We start from the raw sequence: 20,582 nt of genomic DNA on the forward strand, positions 1-20,582 counted from the left end.
TGTACAGGGCATATGGTAAGATGTAAGGAGTAAGCATGAAAAAGGCGAGGTGCACTATGGACAAGTTGATACTTATAGATGGAAACAATATTATTTACCGTGCTTTTTTTGCGATGCCCCCGCTGACGAATACAGCAGGGCAACAGACAAATGCGGTGTACGGATTTACAACGATGCTGCTTCGTTTAATCGAAGAACATAAACCGACACATATGATTGTCGCTTTCGATGCAGGGAAAGTTACTTTTCGGCATGAAGGTTATCAAGATTATAAGGGCGGCCGGCAAAAAACACCGCCGGAACTCTCCGAGCAGTTCCCTTTGTTGAAGGAATTGCTGACTAATTTAGGTGTACCGCAGTTTGAAATTGGCAATTATGAGGCTGATGATATTATTGGCACCATTTCACGCCAGGCGGATGAAGCGGGACGGCAGGTTATGATCGTGTCGGGAGACAAGGATATGTTGCAGCTGGCTTCTGAACATACGACCGTTGCCTTAATCCGCAAAGGGGTCACCGAAGTTGAGCTTTATGGGCCGGAACAAATCCGGGAGAAATATGACCTAACCCCTGAGCAGATCATTGATCTTAAAGGGCTGATGGGCGATGCAAGTGATAACATCCCGGGAGTACCCGGCGTAGGTGAGAAGACAGCTTTGAAGCTGCTGCATCAATTTGGATCAGTGGAAGGTGTCTTAGCTGGAACCGGTGAGCTAAAGGGTAAAATGAAAGAGAAACTGGAAACCCATGCGGAAGATGCGGTGATGAGTAAAAAATTAGCGACCATCTATCGCGAAGTACCGCTTGAGCATTCGTGGGAAGACATGGTCTTCAATGGAATTTCAGCAGATACAGCTGGACCAGCGCTTGCCAAGCTGGAATTTAAATCATTGTTGGAACGTTTGTCACTTAGTGCCTACGCTCCTGTTGCCGAGGGTGAGGGGAGTACTGCTGAAGTAGAAGCTGCGGCACTTGATATTACGATCGTAAGTGAAGAAGAACTTAAGGGGCTCAGTGAAGCCCTGGCTGATATTTCGGCGCTGCATGTGGAATCGTATGGAGATAATCCGCATCGTGCCGAGGTAATCGGAATAGGATTGTCCTCTCTGGAGCGGCATTACTATGTGCCGTTTGAATTACTGCATAAACCGGCCGCTGCGAAGCTGCGTGATTGGCTAGGAGATGAAAAGGCTCCGAAAAGTGGATATGATCTTCACCGCGCTGATTTGGCTCTACACTGGCAGGGAATTGCTTTTGCAGGTGCAGCCCATGATGTGCAGCTGGCGGCTTATTTGCTTGATCCTACGGAGGCTAATCAGAATCTAAATGATCTCACTGCTAAATATGGCTTGCCGCGGCTCTCTCCTGATGAAGAGGTATTTGGTAAAGGTGCCAAATACAAAATCCCTGAGCTTGAAGTTTTAGGAAATCACGTTGCACGAAAGAGTGCAACGGTTCTTGGAATCGCACAGAAGCAACAGCAGGAGCTGGTGGAGACCGCAATGACAGGGCTATTCGAGGATCTGGAAATGCCTTTGTCACGGATTTTGGCGGATATGGAGAAACAGGGGATTGCAGTCAATGCTGGTGATCTTAAAGAGCTTGGAAAAGAATTCGAGGCGCAAATTTCTAAATTGGTCAGTGAAATATACGAGATTTGTGGCACTGAGTTTAATTTGAACTCACCAAAGCAGCTGGGTGAAATCTTGTTTGTAAAGCTAGGTCTGCCTGTCGTCAAGAAGACGAAAACGGGTTATTCCACGGATGCCGAAGTGCTTGAGAAACTGGCGCCATACCACGATGTGGTGCGTTTGATTCTGCAATATCGCACAATTGCAAAGCTGCAATCTACCTACGTAGAGGGGCTGCTTAAAGAAATTTCCCCGAACACAGGGAAGGTGCATACATTCTATCGGCAGACAATTGCCGCTACAGGACGGCTCAGCAGCCAATTCCCGAACTTGCAAAATATCCCGATTCGTCTAGAGGAAGGACGCAAAATCCGCAAGGTATTCGTTCCGTCCGAACCGGGCTGGTCCATCCTGGCAGCCGACTATTCGCAGATCGAACTGCGAGTGCTGGCGCATATTTCAGGTGATGAGCGGATGAAGGAAGCCTTTCTGCATGATATGGATATTCACACGAAGACAGCGATGGATGTGTTCGGTGTGACCGCGGAACAGGTGGACAGCAATATGCGCCGTGCCGCAAAAGCCGTTAACTTTGGGATCGTCTACGGGATCAGTGATTACGGTCTCTCGCAGAATCTGAATATTCCGCGTAAGGAAGCCGCGCAATTTATTGAACAGTATTTTGAGGTTTATCAGGGTGTGCGCCGCTATATGGACGATATTGTAGTGGAGGCACGAAAGTATGGTTATGTGACCACATTGCTCGAACGTCGCCGTTATCTGCCGGAGATTAATGCGAAGAACTTTAATCTGCGCTCTTTTGCGGAGCGGACAGCAATGAATACACCTATACAGGGAACAGCAGCGGATATAATCAAGCTGGCGATGGTGCATATGGACAAGGCATTATTTGATCGTGGGCTTAAGAGCCGTATGCTGCTTCAAGTACACGATGAGCTTGTATTCGAGGTGCCAGAGGATGAAATGGAGCTTATGAAGACGCTTTTGCCGGAAGTAATGGGTGGAGCCCTGAAGTTATCTGTGCCGCTTAAGGCAGAGGTCAGCTTTGGAAGTAACTGGTACGAGGCGAAATAGACTCCCTTTAAGGTGTGCATATCAGCTATAATGTAGTTGAGGTGAAGACATCATGCCGGAATTACCGGAAGTAGAGACAGTCAAGAGAACACTTAATGAGTTAGTTAATGGAAAGCAGATAGAGAATGTAACCGTCCGGTTGGCGCGGATTATTCAGCGTCCGGATGATATTCAGGCTTTTGCCCACCTGCTGGCAGGTCATAGCATTGTAAAAGTTGAACGAAGAGGAAAGTTTTTGCGTATTGTGCTGGATGGTCTGGTGCTTGTGTCACATTTACGGATGGAAGGCCGTTACGGACTTTTTTCAAATGATGACCCACTGGACAAGCATACACATGTGATTTTTCATTTTACGGATGGAACTGAGCTGCGTTACACGGATGTTCGCCAATTCGGGACAATGCATCTTTTTCAGATGGGAGAAGATCTTCAGCTGCCGCCTTTAAATAAGCTGGGGCAGGAGCCGCTGGAGCCTTCTTTTACACCGGAGAGGTTTAAGCAGATCGTGTCCGGTAAAAGCACCAAAATTAAATCGCTGCTGCTTAATCAGGAATATATCGTCGGCATCGGCAATATTTATGTAGATGAGTCGTTGCACCGTGCGGGTATCCATCCTGAAGACAGCGCCAAAGCGCTCACGGACAATCAATTGGACAAGCTGCATCATGCTATTGTAAGCACGCTGGCCGAAGCGGTTAACGCCGGAGGTTCATCTGTTAAGTCATATGTTAATGGCCAAGGTGAGAGCGGTACGTATCAGCAGCAGCTATTGATTTACGGTCGTAAAGATCAGCCGTGTAGTAACTGCGGAACGATGATTGAGAAGACGGTTGTAGGCGGTCGTGGCACGCATTATTGTCCAAATTGCCAGCGTCCGACTGTTCACTGAATTTGCTGAAATAATAAGGTTGGCACCCACTACTTGTCCCGCCCATATACTGTGTGAAGAATGCTTAATAGAGAACGGAAGCTGAAACGATAAAATTTCAGTTTTCCGGTTCTTCACAGGAGGGATTGCGGGTGCTCAGCCCATTATTTTCACTGCTATTGCTAGCGTTTGCCTTGAGTTTGGATGGTTTTGGTGTAGGAATTACATATGGGCTGCGTAAAATGAAAATACCACTGCTCTCCGTTCTGATTATCTCGCTCTGTTCGGGGGTAGTTATCTGTGTATCGATGCAGGTTGGGGTTTTGCTTGCCAAGGTAGTGTCTCCGAATGCAGCTTCTATAGTTGGTGCGGTTATACTTGTGCTAATGGGATGCTGGTCGCTTGTTCAGATGCTGATGCAGAAAGAGAAAGATGCAGATGGCGGACGTAAAGCTGAAACGGTAGATAAGGTCTCATTTTCCGAGCAGGCTTGGGCAGAGGTAGCTGCTGATTCTGAAGCGGGTACAGAACCTGTTATGAATGATGAACCGTTGAAATCAGCTGTTTTTTCACTTGAGCTTCGCCGTTTGGGGATCGTAGTACAGATCTTGCGTACCCCGTCTTCTGCGGATATGGATGCCTCAGGAAGCATCTCTTCGATGGAAGCGATGATACTTGGGATTGCGCTCTCTCTGGATGCTTTTGGGGCTGGACTTGGCGCAGCGCTGCTTGGCTTCAATCCGATATGGACATCACTTACAATAGCTTTGTTTAGTGGTACATTTCTATTGCTGGGTATGAAGACTGGACTTAGATTTGCCGGGAACTACTGGATGAAGCATGCTGCCGCATTACCAGCGTTATTATTAATTGCAATGGGAATACTGAAGCTATTATGAGGTGAGTACATGATTATAGGCTTAACCGGAGGAATCGCATCCGGAAAAAGCACAGTGTCTGCACTGCTTGTGAACAAGGGAGCGAGGCTGGTTGATGCCGATGTGATCGCCAGAGAAGTTATGCTTCCCGGGCATGAAGTGTTGGCTGCTGCTGCTAAGCAATTCGGAAAAGAGATCCTTTTTCCGGATGGAACACTGAATAGGGCCAAATTAGGTGAAATCGTCTTTCAAGATCCTGTGGCCCTGCAAACCTTGAACAATTTGACGCATCCTGCCATCCGGCAGGAAATCAAAGACCGTATGTACAGCATGGAGCAGGAAGAGCCGAAGCGGCTTATTATTGTGGATATTCCGCTTCTTTTTGAATCAGGGCTTGAGACCCTGTTCCATGAGATTGTAGTAGTGTACGTTCCCCGTGAAATGCAAATTGCTCGATTAATGGAACGTAATAGGCTCTCTTTAGAAGAAGCAGAAGCGCGATTGAATGCACAGATGGATATTGAACAGAAACGTAATAAAGCGGACTACATCATCGACAACAGTGGCGATCTTGCGTACACTGAGCAACAGGTTGCTGTTTTTTGGGACAGGCTGGGTTTATCATGAAATGGCTACGTAAAAAAAGAGTACTGCTTCTGCTATTTGTGGGTTTTACGGCAATATTGTTTCTGAGTACTAACTGGATGTCGTGGTTTTATCCCATCCATTTTAAAGATGAGATTCGCAAGCACAGCATCACTTATGAGATAGACCCGTTTCTTGTAACCGCGATTATTCGTGTAGAAACGAACTTTAAAACTGGACGAGAATCCAAAAAAGGCGCACTAGGGCTGATGCAGCTTATGCCGGATACCGCGAAGTGGGCGCTGGAAAAGGCCAAGCTTCCAAACGTATCTATGGAAGAACTCAAGCATGAGCCTTCGGCTAATATTGAACTGGGTACATGGTATCTTTCAACTTTATCCCGTCAGTTCGAAGGTAAACGTACAGCAATTATCGCAGCCTATAATGCTGGGCCCGGAAAAGTTCAACGCTGGTTGGACGAAGGGGTCTGGGATGGGACAGATGCAACCATTAAAGATATTCCCATTGGTGAAACCAGGCATTATGTACAGCGCGTTAATTATTACTATGATCAGTACACGGACATTTACAAAGAATTTTAATTTCTACCGTGTTATGTATAAAAAGAAGTATTAAACGACCTGTAGGTCGTTTAATACTTCTTCAAAAAGCTTATGTTGGTCAGGTTATTTGTATTGACCTGCCAGTTGTTGTTCTGCCAGGGTTACAAGACGTTTAGTGATGTAACCACCGATCGAACCATTTTCATAAGAAGTTTTATTGCCTTGGTAACCATCTGGGGAAAGCGTGATTCCTAGTTCTTGGGCAACTTCGTATTTAAGTTGTTCCAAGGCACCGCGGGAATTTGGAGCTACAAGGTTATTGGAGTTGTTGCTTTGGCTCATTGCTGTTCACCTCCTCTGTTGGTAACTGTATTATGTGCCGGACTTGCCATTATCATTACAAGAAAAAAACGGTGATTTCTGGAAATAATAAAAAAGCCGTTCAAAAGCCGGATTTATAACGTGCCGGGACCCATACCATTATGTAATAGGAAGTGATGAAGCTTATGAAATGCCCTTACTGCGATCACACAAATACTAAAGTGCTGGACTCGCGACCAGCGAATGAAAATAAGTCAATCCGTCGTAGGCGTGAATGTGAGCGTTGCAGCAAACGTTTCACTACTTTTGAAATGATTGAAGAAACGCCACTCATTGTAATTAAAAAAGACGGCAGCCGTGAGGAATTCAGTCGTGATAAAATACTCCGTGGTCTCATCCGTGCTTGTGAGAAACGGCCGGTTTCTGTGGAACGTCTAGAAAAGATCGTGTCCGAGGTTGAGAAATCTCTGCGCGGCATCGCCGTTGCGGAAGTGGAAAGCCAACAGATTGGTGAATTCGTGATGGAGCAGCTCTACCCAGTAGATGAAGTGGCTTACGTTCGTTTTGCGTCCGTATATCGCCAGTTCAAGGATATTAATATGTTCATGAAGGAACTCAAGGGGCTGCTATCCAAGAGTACGGGAGAATTAGAGGGATTATAGGGTTTTGTCCAGTTAGGGCGTACAGCCAATCCTAGGGTCTGTTAGGAGTGCTTGTACTGGTTTTTTTCCTCTGAGTTTTGAGCGGGCAATTTGAGTGGAAAAATGAATTTTAAAAAAAGTGTTGACATAGAGGGCGATTTTTTATATTATATAGAAGTCGCCTACGACGCTTGAGTTTATCGGAACAACTCAATTACGACCAAACTAAAATTAAAAAATGTATGATTACATACATCTGAAATTTCAGTTTGGGGCCATAGCTCAGCTGGGAGAGCGCATCGCTGGCAGCGATGAGGTCAGGGGTTCGATCCCCCTTGGCTCCACCAAACATCATATGGACTCTTAGCTCAGTTGGTAGAGCAGTAGACTCTTAATCTATTTGTCCAGGGTTCGAGCCCCTGAGAGTCCATCCTAAAGAAACGGCAGAAATGCCGTTTTTTTGTTGTTTGGGGAAGAGTGACTTTTTATTTGGTTTTGATCGTGGTATAGTTTGGGTAGATAAAACGTACAATGCAAAGAGAGTCGTGCGGAAACACGACTCCCAGTGCAATAGCCGCTTTTAAGGGCGGCGGCTTCGGAAGTTTAGTCAGGAAATAGACCGCATTCCTTTACGAGAGGGCGGTCTATTTCTTTTTGAGGTAGTTGAGCAATGCAATAATGAACATGCCGAACATGAACATCAGTGACAATTGCTGGCTCCAATTACAGACAATCCATATCTAAAGAAACAGCAAGATGCTGTTTCTTTTTTTGTTCCCATTTATTAATTATCATTAAATCCATTAAACTCCTGAAGCATTTGAATAAAGGTTTCAAGCTGTTGATTATCCCATTGAGCTATGCGCTCATAAAATATGAATTCCTTATCCTGCAGCGCATCAAAGGTTTTTTGTCGTCCAAGTTCAGTGAGTGTAAGAAGGATGGCTCGACGATCATTAGGAGAGTCTTCTCTTCTAACATAACCCAAATTTTCGAGTTGCTTGATGAGACGGCTGACTGAACTACGATCCATAGCCGTTGATTCTGCCAACATAGAGGCGCTTGTTGGTCCATAAGAGTACAGCCAACGGACTATATGGAAAGCAGCAGGCTGTATAGATGAATCGAAAGCGGCAGCAGTTCTGACATTTAGGGCATGCGAAGCGCTAATGAGAGCACTAATTTGTCCACCTAGCTTCAGTTCTAATTGTCCTCTCAACGTGTCTTTACGTTCAGTATTCATTGTTTTAACCACCTACCCTTGTATTTTAAAGTTGTCATACATCTATTTAGTTGACATATGTCAATCATCAACATATAGTTGATATATATCAATTATATGATTTGGACAATACGCTGTCAAAATGAAATTGCCCCTGATGAATTCCTGATATAAAGGAGAATGTAGATGATGACAAAGCCGATTATTGTAATTACTGGAGCTACAAGCGGTTTGGGACAACTCGTTGCACTTGAAATGGCAAAGCAGGGTGCCCATCTTGTTCTGACTGCAAGGAGTAAAACCCGTTCGGAAGTAACTGAAAAAATGATAAAGGAGAGCGTACCAGCAGCCGAAATTAGTTTTTTCTACGGAGATTTATCTTCAATGAGGGATGTCACTAGGTTAGGACAAGAAATATCTAGTGTTTTTCCGAAGATAGACGTGTTAATAAATAACGCAGGGCTTCATGGGTTTGAACAGCGGATAACTGCCGATGGATTCTCAGAAATGATGGCTGTGAACTATTTTGCGCCATGGTTATTGACGCAAACCTTAGAACGTTCTTTGAGCGCAGCAGGAAATGCAAAAATTATAAATGTTGCTTCGGAAGCTTCACGCCGGCATGGAGTACTAAAGTTGCCAGGAGATTTGCTCAATACAGCTTCCTTTACTTACAGGGGATCATCTGAGATTTATGGGAAAACCAAACTGTTAAACATTATGTTTACCAGTGAGCTTGCACGCCGCTGGGCGGGAACGGGAATCAGTGTTCATGCATTGAATCCGGGTTTTAACGTTACAGGTCTCGGGCGTGAACTTTGGTTTTCTTCGATGCTTAAGCACTTATTGAATTTCTTTCGTATTGGCGATCCTCGTAAAGGAGCGGAGATCATTATTCGTTTAATGAGCGATCCTAAGTATCAAGAGAGCAGTGGGGGATATTTTAACGTTGGGACAGGCAATCCCATTGTACCCGTCCAACCGGGAGGAGATAGGGTAATGGAAAATAAATTATGGAACGATACACGAGACATTTTGCAGCAGAAAGGTTTCTTTGGAAACTGATTTAATTAGTGAAACTAACCTCATGTCCGTTCGAATCACCCATTCATGATCCTGCGGACTGTATAGCTCTTATTTTCTTTATTTAGTGAAATTAGTCGAGTGATCGGACCGTAGCGCACTTATTTCCTCTCCAGTAGCAGTATTTTGTTTTGAAAAGACTAAATAAGTGCGTAGGAGTCCGATAGCTTGGGAAAACGCCCCATAATGAGAAAATAAGAGCACCTCGGTCCGTTGTATCTCAACCTTCCGCCAGTCCGACATTTTATAGTACTACGATCAGAAATAGACCGATCCCTTGTGAGAGAGGGCGGTCTATTTTACCGTTCCCGTTAGTTACCGTATTCCTTCAAAAGCGTACCTCACCAACTGCTGCACATAAGCATCGTCTATGGGTTGGCCGGTCACCAGCAAGCGGTAGAATATCGGCCCGTAAATAAGATCGGTAACAACTTCAATATCGAGATTATCCTTCAATTCCCCGCGCTGAACACCCCGTTCCATAAGCAGCCGTGCCTCAAGCCGGCGAGGCTGGAAATATCGGGTCCGATAAGCTTCCGCCAAGCCTGAATCCATCTGTCCTTCGCCAATGATCTCCGTAATGATTTTACCCTCTCGACTAATCAGGAACCGGGATAAGTTCGTTGCATGCATGAGAATATCATCGAATACTGAACCTGTGTCAGGTACGGGCAGTCTGTCCGCAGCGGAGGATAGGAATCCATCCATCACCACGGCAGCCTTGTTAGGCCACCATTTATATATCGTAGCTTTGCTGACCTTGGCACGATCCGCTATTTTTTCCACCGTAACTGCTCCAAAACCATTTTCCAATAACAAATCATAGGAAGCGGAAAGAATAGACTTCTCCGTCTCAACATTACGCGGACGTCCTCGTTTACTCTCCATCTGAAATCACCCTTTCGTTAATCTGTCTCCAATCAAAATATAAACTATACGTTCAGTATACTAAAAAAATCTGGAAAAATAAATGACCATCGCCTATTTACAAAACGATACGTTCAGTATATTATTTAAACATGAATTAGTGAACTGAACGTATAGTATTTAAATTATTATGACCATCTGAGGAGGATTCACATGCAAAAAGAACAAGCGGCGAAAGAGAACCACATTTCAAGTTGGATGATGTTTATGTTAGCAGCGGCATGCGGGCTTATCGTGGCCAATCTTTATTATGCTCAAACCCTTGTCGGACCTATCAGTGTCTCGACAGGACTTTCTTCTACAGCCGCAGGCTTGATCGTCACTTTAACTCAAATCGGTTATGTTGTAGGTTTGTTATTTATCGTGCCGCTGAGTGACATTGTTGAGAATCGGCGTCTCACGATAATCACGTTAATGGTTGCAGTGGGTGCATTGCTGGTTGCAGCTTTCGCAGCTAATGCGCCTTTGTTCCTGACAGCATCTTTGTTTATAGGAACCGGTTCTGTGGTAGCTCAAATCCTGGTGCCTTATGCCACCTATTTAGCGTCTGAAGAGCAGCGTGGCCGTGTGGTTGGTAATGTTATGAGTGGACTCTTATTAGGTATTATGTTTGCCCGGCCCGTGGCAAGCTTTATCACCAGCATCTGGGGATGGCAAGCCGTGTTTATTTTTTCAGCGGTCGTTATCACGTTGTTATCCATTCTTCTGTCGCGATTTCTTCCTCAACGTAAACCTGCACCTTCGGTAAGCTATGGTAAATTAATTGTCTCTTTAGGCACCCTTTTAAAACAAACGCCTATATTGCGCCGACGTGCCTTATATCAAGCTTGTTTATTTGGAGCTTTTAGTCTCTTTTGGACGGTGGTTCCGTTGCGGTTGGCGGATGATTTTGGAATGTCGCAGCAAGGGATCGCTTGGTTTGCTTTAGTAGGTGTTGGTGGGGCTGTAGCCGCGCCGATTGCTGGAAGACTGGCAGATAAAGGTTGGAGTAAATGGTTAACCGGACTGGCCATGATCATTGCCACCTTGTCTTTTTTACTAATTCATCTTTTCCATAGCCACTCAACTTTTGCTCTCATTCTGCTCTTTATTTCCGCGATTACATTGGATATGGCCGTATCGGGAAATCTTGTACTCGGACAGCGTGTGATTTATTCATTGGGAAGTGAAGCGAGGGGACGTCTTAATGGGATCTTTATGGCGATTTTCTTCGTGGGTGGAGCCGTTGGATCATCTTTGGGTGGTTGGGCTTATGCCTATGGGGGATGGACCTTCGCTTCACTCATCGGAGTGGTCCTGCCGCTATTGGCTTTGGTTTACTTTTTCACTGAAAAAAGATCAACTAAAGCTGTTGAATAAAGCCTTGCTTTAAGTGTGGGGGTTGGGTTTACGGCAGAATAGACCGCTACCTTTGGTTAGGGCGGTCTATTTCTTTTTGAGGTAATAACGCTTGATAAACGTTAGTTATGCTCCGCTAACTGCACCTCAAACCCGTCCGGGTCCAGGATATAAAAGAACCGCAGGTGGGGATTGGGTGCGATTGGTCCGCGCGCTACTGGGATACCTTGGCTTTTTAAACTCTCCATCGCTTCATCAATTGACTCCACTTCGAAACCCACAGAAACGCCACATTCCGGCTTCAAAGCCGGGTCACTTCCCTGAATAAGCTCGATCTTGGGTTGCCCTTCCAGACCTAACATGACGATCTGTTTTCCACTGCTCTCAAATCTACGCTCAATGGGTAGCCCCAGTATCCGGTTATAAAAATGAAGGGAAGCCTCCAGATCGCGGACCCGAAGCGTAATCCAATTCATACTCAATTTCATGTTTTATAGTCTCCTCTGATGAATATTCTATTTCGTATATTATACGCTATCGTCTTGCCCGGAAACAGGGAGAATGGGAATCAAGAACGTTTAATGAGGATAAAAGCCCGCAAAATCAGCTGTGCAACCAGTGGTTGACAGTATGTAAGGGGAGATAGGTAGTCAATTACAGAACGTTATAATATGATGAGCATGAGGTGATGGCGAATGGACTTTGCAAATAAATTGCAAAGCTATAGGAAACAGAGAGGAATGTCCCAGGAGAACTTAGCGGAGGTGATTGGTGTTTCGCGGCAAGCCGTGTCTAAGTGGGAATCAGGTCAATCCTATCCCGAAATGGATAAGATGATTAGTTTAAGTGAATTATTTCACGTAAGTTTGGATCATCTGGTGAAGGATGCTTCAAGCGATACCAAAGCAGAGCATGTCGCAAGCCCCGTATATGTAGATCTGAATTCCTTGTTTCATTATGAGTACAAAAGTAAGAGAACATGCTTTGGAATTCCTCTGGTTCATATCCATATCGGGCGGGGGCTATACGTTGCCAAAGGGGTTATTGCCATAGGTAATGTTGCGATTGGTGCGGTATCCATTGGTATTGTTGCTTTGGGCGGATTATGTTTAGGTGCGCTTGCTTTAGGACTCATCAGTTTTGCAGGTCTGGCTCTAGGGCTTTTGTTAGCCGTTGGGGGCATTGCGGCGGGTACAATGGCCGTTGGTGGAATAGCATTGGGGATATTTGCTGTTGGAGGTTTAGCTGTAGGTATGTTCTCCTTGGGTGGTCTCTCTATCGCTTCCCATATTGCAATGGGTGGATATGCAAGCGGGCATATAGCTATAGGGGATACCGTAAAAGGTGCTTATACCTTTATTACTCAAGATAATAATTTCAACGATATCAAGGGGGAGGAGGTAAGAAAGTTAATTCAGCAAGAATATCCACATCTTTGGAAGCCCATTGTGCAGGGAATTATTTCAATCTTCAAATAGCTGATTAATTTGCGGAAATTTCTTTACGGTTGTTTCATATGGATATAATTTGGGTAATAAACGATTGGCGTTTGTCATATATTGATCCGGCAAAAATACTTGTTGCTCAGCAACAAGTATTTTGATTTTGTGTTGGATATTTGTGAAAATATAAAACCTGATATTAGATTTTTTGCTGAAAACCGAAATTTTTACAGAGGAGTATTTATTTGAAAAGCATTCATAAGCGCTTATTATTCTTGCTGCTTGTGTTTATAATTCTACCGTATTTTTTATCCGTGTTGTTGATCTATCGGCAGACGAAAGAGAATGTGGAACGACATGAACTTGAGAACAGCCAAGAGCAAATTCAGCAGGCGTCAGCCGATCTAGAGCAATATTTTGATGAAATCATTAATCTTCCATATATTTTATACCGAAATCCAGACTTATTCAGGGTGTTTGAAGAAGGGTTAGAAGAAGATTTTTATTACAAGCAGCTTGAAATTAATAAGGGTATGACTAACTTCTATCTCATGAGGAGTGAAATTCGTCAGATCCGTTTATTCATAAATGAAGGGAAAAGCTCATTTACAGTTTATAATGCCATGTTAAGTTCCCGTAAAAGGAATCCGGATTTATTACAGCAAGCTTCCATTCAGAAGCTGATGAGCTCTAATAGCAATGATCTTATTGAAGCTCCGCATCCGATTGAGAACTATAACGATACCTCCATTATGCCTCCTTCGGATAAAACGATGGTCTTGACGGTTCATCACAAAATTGTGGATGTCCTAACACAGGAATTTCTGGGCGTCATCACTATAGATATTGATTTGGACAAGATTGCTCATATCGCTAATCATTTTCTACAGAAAAATAAAGAGAGCGTATGGCTTTCCGATGCGGAGAATCATGTCATTTACGCAAGTGATGAAACATGGATAGGCAAAACCGTTCCCGATGAACTGCAAAGGAAAATAAGTCCGATACAGGCAGATACTAAATCTCCAGAAGGAGATATTGTGTTTACTAGAACATTGCAGGAACCGATAAAAGAGTGGCATTTTGCTAAGGTAACCCCGAGCTCTTTTTTATTTGAAGATGTAAGGAAAACTGCCTATACAAACATCATCGTAGGTGTGGTTGTAGGTGGACTGGGCTTGATAATGATAACAATCATTTCTTATGGATTTACACGGCCGATAAAACTGCTTAGTCAAAAAGTCCAGCGTATCGAGGGGAGGAATATGAATGCCCCATTCGACGATATGCGGGAGGACGAAATCGGTATTCTAGAAAGACACATCAAGGAGATGATGAATCGGATCAACCGTCACATTGACCGGGAGTATAAGCTTGAGATAGAGAACAGGAAAAATCAGCATAGGGCGCTAAAGTCGCAGATCAATCCGCACTTTTTATTTAATTCTTTACAATCTATTGCTGCAGTTGCCCTACTCTCTGAATCTCCAAAAGTATATCAACTGATTACCTCTTTATCCAAAATGATGCGGTACTCGATTCGTGTGGATCAGAAGGCGACGGTTCAAAGCGAAGTGGATTATGTACAGGCTTATTTGAATCTTCAAGCGGAACGTTTTCAGACTGATTTTAGCTATTCCATTGATGTGCCTAAAGATATTCTTGATATTCCGGTTCCTAGTATGATCTTGCAGCCGCTCGTTGAGAACTTTTTTAAGCACTGTTATGACGAGGGCTATGAACAAGCTTACATCCATATTTATGGTGAAATACAAGGTGAATATTTGAATCTAGTCGTAGAAAATAACGGAAACAGCGTGACGGATGATGAACTTGAGGCATTAAAAAATAATCTCTACACATCGGTTAACGAAGGCAATCCTTCTTTTGCACATATCGGGTTAAAAAACATTCATGATCGCTTGGTTCTTCATTTCGATCAGACAGCGGGAATCAAACTAGATTCGATGCAGGGACAAGGGTTCACTGTACGGCTAGTAATTCCACTCTACCTAAAGGAGAAGTAACGTTTATGAAAGCTCTTATTGTAGATGATGAGTCTAATGTTAGAAAAATCATCCGTTTTTTGGGACGGTGGGAACAATACGGAATTACCGAAGTGCTGGAAGCCAGAAATGGTCTCGAGGCTAAGGCGTTGATTGAGCAGAAATCTCCAGAAATCATAATGACAGATGTCAAAATGCCCAAAAATAGCGGGATGGAGTTAATCGAGTGGTTGGCTGCTAAAGACTATCCGGGAAAAGTGATTATGATTTCAGGGTTTGACGATTATTGTTTCATGCGTAAAGCGTTTAAGCTGGGATGCTTTGATTATTTGATGAAGCCAATTGAAGAGAAAATGCTGAATGAAACTTTAGAAGGGGCGTTGAGAGCCTGGGAACAAGAAGAGGGAGAACGTCGCAATATGGAGTCCGGATTTTATGAAGAGGTAAAAATGTTTCGCTTAAACAGGGAGATTACTGCTGCTTGTAACGGTGAAGCTTTTGATGCAGGCGAAATTGCCTCGGCTCTCCCACAGGCAGAAGTATACGACTTCACCATGATGTATTTTTACCAATCTCATTATTCGGAGCCATACATTCAGCTTTTGACCGAAGAGCTGGCTACACGGGAGTGGGGAAATGCATTTACGCTTCAAAATGATCCTAATGTCTGTGTGATTCTGTCCCTTCATGGACAGCTTTTCCCGATAGAGGAATGGATTACCCAGCATTTTGATATACCTGTTCGTTTGGTTAGTGGCCCCTCCATCCAATCGCTCGCAGAGATATCGTTATCTTTTCAATCTGTACAAAGGTCTATGGCTGAACAAAATTTTAGAGCAATCCATCGTTTGGCGGATTTAGATGATGTTAGGCGTATGAATGATATTGTCGCATTTGTTGATGAGCATTATATGGAAGAGCTAAGTTTGGACAAATTATCCACCCGTTTTTTTCTGAGCCGAGAACATATCTCGCGGAGATTTAAGCAAGAAGTAGGGATGACTCTTACTAACTACGTCATTCATTTACGAATAAATCAAGCGAAACAGTGGTTACTAGAATCGGATGAAAAGATGTACTCGATTGCCTTAAAGCTAGGGTATCAAGATGAGATTTATTTCTCTAAGCTGTTCAAAAAAAACGTCGGTATGACGCCTGCTGAATATCGTAATTCACAGGGAGCAAGAGAAATAGACGCGGAAGTCAGGATAGCCAATACATAAGTTCATTGTTGAATGCATCTGGGGGAATTATGAAAATAAAAAGGGTTCAAATGATTATCGTGGGGTTGATTACGCTAACGCTTTCTTCATGTGGTGCGCATACACGTCCACTGAAGGAAGCGGATTTGAAGGTAGCGGATAAGGCAGTCACTTTGGAGGTACTGAATCCTAAAGTGGAAATCTCTATAGAATTCGAGCAGATGGTTAAGGAATATGAAAAGGAAAACCCGAATATTAACGTAGAAATTCTAACCTTTGGCGGGGGAGCTAACTACCTTGATGAGCTAAAGGCGAGGTTTGCTGCCAATGTTGGTCCGGATATTTTTCCAAATGGCGGTTATGAAGAAGCGAAGGCATGGAGTAGATATCTTGAGGATTTATCAGATCAACCTTGGGTGGAACAGGCTTATGACGAGGCGCTAGAACCGATGAAGATGGACGGGAAAATATACGGGATGCCAATCAATTTTGAAGGCTACGGTTTTATTTATAATAAGGATTTATTCGCAAAGGCTGGGATTACTCCTCTCCCAACAACGTTTACGGAATTAAAAGTGGCGGCGAAAAAGCTGAAGGCTATAGGTGTGACTCCTTTTTCTGTTGGGTATTCCGATCATTGGTTTTTTGTACTCCTGTTGAATATTGCTATTGCACAACAGGAGGACCCGGATGCTTTTATTCAAGGGTTAAACAACGGAACACAATCTTTTCGAGCGAATAAGGAAGTTAAAGATGTCATTCGGATGCTGGATTTGACCGTACAATATGGTAACGAAAATTTTTTGACAACAGATTATAATTCGGAAGTTGAGTTATTTGCAACAGGGAGAACGGCGATTCTAAAACAAGGGAATTGGGTTCAGTCTAAAATTGATCAAATATCGCCGAATATGAATATCGGTTTTTTACCCATGCCTATTAATGATGGTGCCGAAAACAATGCGTTGCCAGTAGGGGTATCTAATAATTGGGCTGTTAATAAAGAATCTTCGCCAGAAAAGAAGAAGGAAGCCAAAAAGTTTTTGAACTGGATGGTTTCCTCGGAAACAGGGAAAAAGTTCATGAAGGATCGCTTTCATTTTATTTCAGCTTTTAAAAATATAGAGACGGACCGTTCGGGAGCGCTTGTAAAAGATCTTATGCGATACGTCGATGAACAGAAAACTTTATCTTGGAATTGGTTCAAATTCCCTCCCAGAGCAAGAGAGGAGTTTGGCTATCTTATGCAAGCTTATGTAGGAGAGCAAATTAATCGGGATCAATTGCTTCAAGAACTTCAAAAATCGTGGGATACCCATGTGAAGTAATAAAACCAAATCAATATAACCCTGTAAATGCATCAATTTACGACATACTCATAACGTCTACTCTTCATTAGAATTTAAAAGGGGAACAGCACAAAGGAAGATCGAAACCCAAATTTAAAGTATAAGAGGAGTTAGATGATGAATTTCAAGAAAATGATTAAACAAACAACAATCCTAACCTTTACAGCTGCTTTAATGTTAGGTGGAGCTACTCAAACCTTTGCGAAAGGAAATAACAAGCCGAACAAGCCGGAGTACAATGACTATGGTTTCTCTCATATCACTCGCGCTGACATGTTGAAATTACCCAAACAACAAAATAGTAAACAATTCCAAGTCCCCAAATTTGATGCTTCAACGATTGAGAACATTCCTGCAGCCATTAAGTTCGATGAGAATGGAAACAAAATTGAAATGGATGTTTGGGATACTTGGCCGCTGCAAAATGCAGATGGAACTGTAGCCAGTTATAAGGGGTATCAAATTGTTTTTGGTCTGGCGGGCGACCCTAATAATGGATCAGACACATTTATTTATTTGTTCTATAAGAAAGAAGGAGACAACTCTATCAGCAGCTGGAAGAATGCCGGCAGAGTGTTTAAGGATAGTGACAAACTTGTTCCTGATGATTATGTTTTAAACAATCAAGCCGAAGAATGGTCCGGTTCAGCAACCATGACATCTGATGGCAAAGTTCGCTTGTTTTACACTAATCGTCATCCTTGGGATCCAGATCGCGGATTTTACGGGAAACAAACTTTAACTACAGCTCAAATTAATGTCTCTGCCCCGGATGGGGATACCCTTAAGATTGATGGCGTAGAAGATATGAAATCCATCTATGACGGTAATCAAGGTGAAATTTATCAAAGTGTTGATATCACCGGTTTTAGCAAAGGCGATTACGACGATAATCATACCTTAAGAGATCCTCACTATGTGGAGGATAAAGGCCACAAGTATCTTGTGTTTGAAGCAAATACAGGGACAACTACGGGTTACCAGGGTGAAGAATCTCTCTTTAACAAAGCTTATTATGGTAATAGCAATGCCTTCTTCCAAGCGGAGAAAAAGAAATTACTAAGCAGTGCTGACAAAACATCTGCGGAAACCGCGAATGGTGCGCTCGGTATCATTGAATTAAATAATGATTATACATTCAAAAAAGAAATGAAGCCGCTACTTGCCTCCAATACCGTGACAGATGAAATTGAACGTGCGAACATATTTAAATTGAATGGCAAGTGGTATCTGTTCACAAGCTCAAGAGGTTCTAAAATGTTCATTGATGGCATTGATGATGAAGACATCTATATGCTCGGGTACGTATCTAATTCTTTAACCGGACCGTATAAACCATTAAATGGTACAGGACTTGTCCTCCATCAAGATCTTAATCCTTATGATATTACCTGGACTTATGCTCACTTTGCGATTCCGCAAGCGAAAGGGAATAATGTAGTCATCACAAGTTACATGACGAATAGAGGTTACTTTGGGGATCATCATTCCACTTTTGCCCCAAGCTTTGTGCTGAATATTAAAGGCTCCAAGACTTCAGTTGTACCGAACAGCATTTTGGAACAAGGGCAATTGACGCTTAAAGGTAACAAACCGTATTAATCATTTACAAAGTAAATGCCAATGTAGTTGGCGTTTACTTTTCTTTTTATAAGCTGAGATTAGCAATGTGAAAAAAGCGAGGTATATTTTGAATAAGAAAAAAATGATAGGAATCACTATATTAATCCTTTGTTTAATTTGTATTGTGACGATAGTATTAGTAACTTATGACGCTGGAGAGAAGAAGAAGCCGGGGACCGACGTTCCTGATCATAAACCTACCACTCGGGCTAGCTATCATTTCACTGTACCTGAGCATTGGAAAAACGATCCGCAAAAACCCATTTATTTTGATGGTAAATATCATTACTATTATCTCTATAATGCTGATTACCCGGATGGAAATGGTACAGAATGGAGACATGCCACATCAACGGATTTGGTGAGCTGGACAGATGAAGGCGTTGCGATTCCAAAATATACAACACCCAATGGTGATCCCTGGTCAGGATCTGTTGTTGTTGACGATAGCAATACAGCAGGTTTTGGCGAAGGGGCTATTGTGGCGATTTTAACACAGCCCTCTGCAGAGGGGGGGAAGCAAGAACAATATTTATGGTTCAGTACGGATCGTGGGCTGACGTTTAAATCTTATAGTGATGATCCTATTTTGCCAAATCCGGGCACAGAAGATTTCAGAGACCCGAAGGTAATATGGGATCAACATTCTCATAAATGGGTGATGACGCTAGCCGAAGGTACGAAAGTAGGCTTTTACGAGTCTGACAATTTAAAGGATTGGCACTACACAAGTGGCTTCGAAACAGAAAATATTGGAATTGTAGAGTGTCCTGACTTCTATATGATGCGGGCGAATGATGGCACTTATAAATGGGTTCTTGGGGTCAGTGCAAATGGTAAGTCGATAGGTAAACCTAACACGTATGCCTACTGGACTGGAGATTTTAATGAGAATGAATTTATCGCGGATCATCATGAACCACAGTGGCTAGATTATGGATTTGATTGGTATGGTGCTGTAACTTTTGAAGAAGGAAAGGACAAGGATCAATACAATCATCGATATGCTTTGGCCTGGATGAATAATTGGGATTACCCTCATGTTACCCCCAATCTTAACGAAGGTTTTAACGGAATGGATTCAATCGTGCGTCAAATAAAATTAACACGAGATGAAGAGCAGTCGTATCAGTTAGTATCACAGCCCATCGAAGCATTAGATCAAATGGTAACTTCAACGGATTCCTTGCAACAAATAAAAGTGAACGGCTCGTCAACACTTGATATCACAGGCGAAAATTACCAGCTCGATGCAGATCTATCTTGGTCAGAGAGTACCAATGTAGGCTTAAGACTTCGTGAATCCGCAGATAAGACGCGCCACGTGGACGTAGGAGTGTTTGTTGAAGGACAATATTCTTATGTTAATAGAGCCTTCACTGGACAACCTGATGAGAGTGACAGATATCTTGAAAGCAAGGCCCCCTTTGATGTGAACAAGAAAAAAGTGCATCTGAAGATCCTTGTGGATAGAACAAGTATTGAAGTTTTTATAGATGATGGTGAAATTGTATTTTCTAATGAAATCTTCCCGGAAATAAAGGATCAAGGCATTACCTTGTTTTCTGAAGGTGGCACCGCGATTTTTAATAATGTTGTAATTAAGCATTTTGGCAAAGATTAGAATGAATATACAGAGTTTTTCTAATTCTTGCGCAATAAGAGGGCACTCCAACCTATGGATGTCCTCTTTTTTTATTATAAGTTCGTAATATTAAACCTAATTCACGAAGGAATACATAATTGTTAAACGCTATCTTGAATTCTAGAATGATGTTATTGGCATCACGTTACTTTTTTGGTTTCAA

Annotated in this window: 18 protein-coding genes and 2 tRNA genes; 16 read left to right on the forward strand and 4 right to left on the reverse strand. The window is 42.9% G+C overall.

All coding sequences use genetic code 11. The features are described 5' to 3' along the window. Window positions 1–56: 56 nt before the first annotated feature. The 5 genes from polA to MHH50_RS09685 all read left to right on the forward strand — a co-directional run bounded on the left by polA (window position 57) and on the right by MHH50_RS09685 (window position 5,659). The gene (gene polA / locus MHH50_RS09665) at window positions 57–2,726 is read left to right on the forward strand and encodes a DNA polymerase I (protein ID WP_076124922.1); all 2,670 of its coding nucleotides are present in this window, start codon (window positions 57–59) and stop codon (window positions 2,724–2,726) included. A 52-nt stretch (window positions 2,727–2,778) separates the two neighbouring features. Then, window positions 2,779–3,615: a DNA-formamidopyrimidine glycosylase gene (mutM, locus tag MHH50_RS09670; RefSeq protein WP_076124923.1), complete on the forward strand. Its 837-nt coding sequence runs from the start codon at window positions 2,779–2,781 to the stop codon at window positions 3,613–3,615. Window positions 3,616–3,746: 131 nt separating this feature from the next. Then, window positions 3,747–4,493 carry a manganese efflux pump gene (locus MHH50_RS09675; RefSeq protein ID WP_312148638.1) on the forward strand — a complete coding sequence of 249 codons (747 nt, stop codon included), beginning with the start codon at window positions 3,747–3,749 and terminating at the stop codon, window positions 4,491–4,493. Window positions 4,494–4,502: 9 nt separating this feature from the next. Next, entirely contained in the window at window positions 4,503–5,099 is a 597-nt protein-coding gene (gene coaE / locus MHH50_RS09680; RefSeq protein WP_076220141.1) for a dephospho-CoA kinase, read from the forward strand. Then, entirely contained in the window at window positions 5,096–5,659 is a 564-nt protein-coding gene (locus MHH50_RS09685) for a lytic transglycosylase domain-containing protein (RefSeq protein WP_076124928.1), read from the forward strand. The genes coaE and MHH50_RS09685 overlap by 4 nt, the downstream gene beginning before the upstream one ends. 84 nt (window positions 5,660–5,743) lie before the next feature. On the opposite strand, the gene MHH50_RS09690 is transcribed toward MHH50_RS09685, so the two are convergent. Then, complete coding sequence (locus MHH50_RS09690) at window positions 5,744–5,962, reverse strand: alpha/beta-type small acid-soluble spore protein (RefSeq protein WP_036678974.1); 219 nt, start codon at window positions 5,960–5,962, stop codon at window positions 5,744–5,746. A gap of 164 nt (window positions 5,963–6,126) precedes the next feature. Between MHH50_RS09690 and nrdR the strand changes: the two genes are divergently transcribed. The 3 genes from nrdR (at window position 6,127) to MHH50_RS09705 (ending at window position 7,012) form a co-directional block, all read left to right on the forward strand. Then, window positions 6,127–6,603: a transcriptional regulator NrdR gene (gene nrdR, locus MHH50_RS09695; protein ID WP_036678976.1), complete on the forward strand. Its 477-nt coding sequence runs from the start codon at window positions 6,127–6,129 to the stop codon at window positions 6,601–6,603. A 250-nt stretch (window positions 6,604–6,853) separates the two neighbouring features. After that, window positions 6,854–6,929, forward strand: a tRNA-Ala gene (locus MHH50_RS09700). 10 nt (window positions 6,930–6,939) lie between these two features. Then, window positions 6,940–7,012: transfer RNA gene (locus MHH50_RS09705), tRNA-Lys, on the forward strand. Window positions 7,013–7,366: 354 nt separating this feature from the next. On the opposite strand, the gene MHH50_RS09710 is transcribed toward MHH50_RS09705, so the two are convergent. Beyond that, complete coding sequence (locus tag MHH50_RS09710; RefSeq protein WP_248549318.1) at window positions 7,367–7,825, reverse strand: MarR family transcriptional regulator; 459 nt, start codon at window positions 7,823–7,825, stop codon at window positions 7,367–7,369. A 165-nt stretch (window positions 7,826–7,990) separates the two neighbouring features. On the opposite strand from MHH50_RS09710, the gene MHH50_RS09715 reads away from it, so the two are divergent. Further along, complete coding sequence (locus MHH50_RS09715) at window positions 7,991–8,869, forward strand: SDR family NAD(P)-dependent oxidoreductase (RefSeq protein ID WP_340034242.1); 879 nt, start codon at window positions 7,991–7,993, stop codon at window positions 8,867–8,869. A 333-nt stretch (window positions 8,870–9,202) separates the two neighbouring features. Here MHH50_RS09715 and MHH50_RS09720 read toward each other — a convergent pair whose 3' ends face one another. Beyond that, window positions 9,203–9,775 (reverse strand): TetR/AcrR family transcriptional regulator, encoded by a 573-nt coding sequence (locus tag MHH50_RS09720; protein ID WP_076184291.1) that lies wholly within the window; start codon window positions 9,773–9,775, stop codon window positions 9,203–9,205. Between the two features lie 192 nt (window positions 9,776–9,967). Between MHH50_RS09720 and MHH50_RS09725 the strand changes: the two genes are divergently transcribed. Further along, on the forward strand, window positions 9,968–11,173 hold the full coding sequence (locus MHH50_RS09725) for an MFS transporter (RefSeq protein WP_340034243.1): 1,206 nt from the start codon (window positions 9,968–9,970) through the stop codon (window positions 11,171–11,173). 101 nt (window positions 11,174–11,274) lie between these two features. Here the strand turns inward: MHH50_RS09725 and MHH50_RS09730 are convergent, their stop codons facing one another. Continuing rightward, window positions 11,275–11,640: a VOC family protein gene (locus tag MHH50_RS09730; protein WP_081386206.1), complete on the reverse strand. Its 366-nt coding sequence runs from the start codon at window positions 11,638–11,640 to the stop codon at window positions 11,275–11,277. 207 nt (window positions 11,641–11,847) lie between these two features. Here MHH50_RS09730 and MHH50_RS09735 point away from each other — a divergent pair, with 207 nt between their 5' ends. The 6 genes from MHH50_RS09735 (at window position 11,848) to MHH50_RS09760 (ending at window position 20,398) form a co-directional block, all read left to right on the forward strand. Then, window positions 11,848–12,630: a helix-turn-helix transcriptional regulator gene (locus MHH50_RS09735; RefSeq protein WP_036679206.1), complete on the forward strand. Its 783-nt coding sequence runs from the start codon at window positions 11,848–11,850 to the stop codon at window positions 12,628–12,630. Window positions 12,631–12,839: 209 nt separating this feature from the next. Next, complete coding sequence (locus tag MHH50_RS09740) at window positions 12,840–14,621, forward strand: sensor histidine kinase (protein ID WP_076278586.1); 1,782 nt, start codon at window positions 12,840–12,842, stop codon at window positions 14,619–14,621. A gap of 5 nt (window positions 14,622–14,626) precedes the next feature. Next, entirely contained in the window at window positions 14,627–15,823 is a 1,197-nt protein-coding gene (locus tag MHH50_RS09745; RefSeq protein ID WP_076124939.1) for a helix-turn-helix domain-containing protein, read from the forward strand. Window positions 15,824–15,852: 29 nt separating this feature from the next. Continuing rightward, complete coding sequence (locus tag MHH50_RS09750; RefSeq protein ID WP_076191200.1) at window positions 15,853–17,130, forward strand: ABC transporter substrate-binding protein; 1,278 nt, start codon at window positions 15,853–15,855, stop codon at window positions 17,128–17,130. A gap of 138 nt (window positions 17,131–17,268) precedes the next feature. Continuing rightward, window positions 17,269–18,753, forward strand: coding sequence for a glycoside hydrolase family 68 protein (locus MHH50_RS09755; protein WP_076191429.1), 1,485 nt, complete (start codon window positions 17,269–17,271; stop codon window positions 18,751–18,753). A 103-nt stretch (window positions 18,754–18,856) separates the two neighbouring features. Continuing rightward, a complete protein-coding gene (locus MHH50_RS09760; protein ID WP_076191431.1) occupies window positions 18,857–20,398 on the forward strand; it encodes a glycoside hydrolase family 32 protein in 1,542 nt (513 codons plus the stop codon). Window positions 20,399–20,582 lie beyond the last annotated feature (184 nt).

The organism is Paenibacillus sp. FSL H3-0302 (assembly GCF_037982245.1).
Lineage (GTDB): Bacteria > Bacillota > Bacilli > Paenibacillales > Paenibacillaceae > Paenibacillus_AQ > Paenibacillus_AQ odorifer.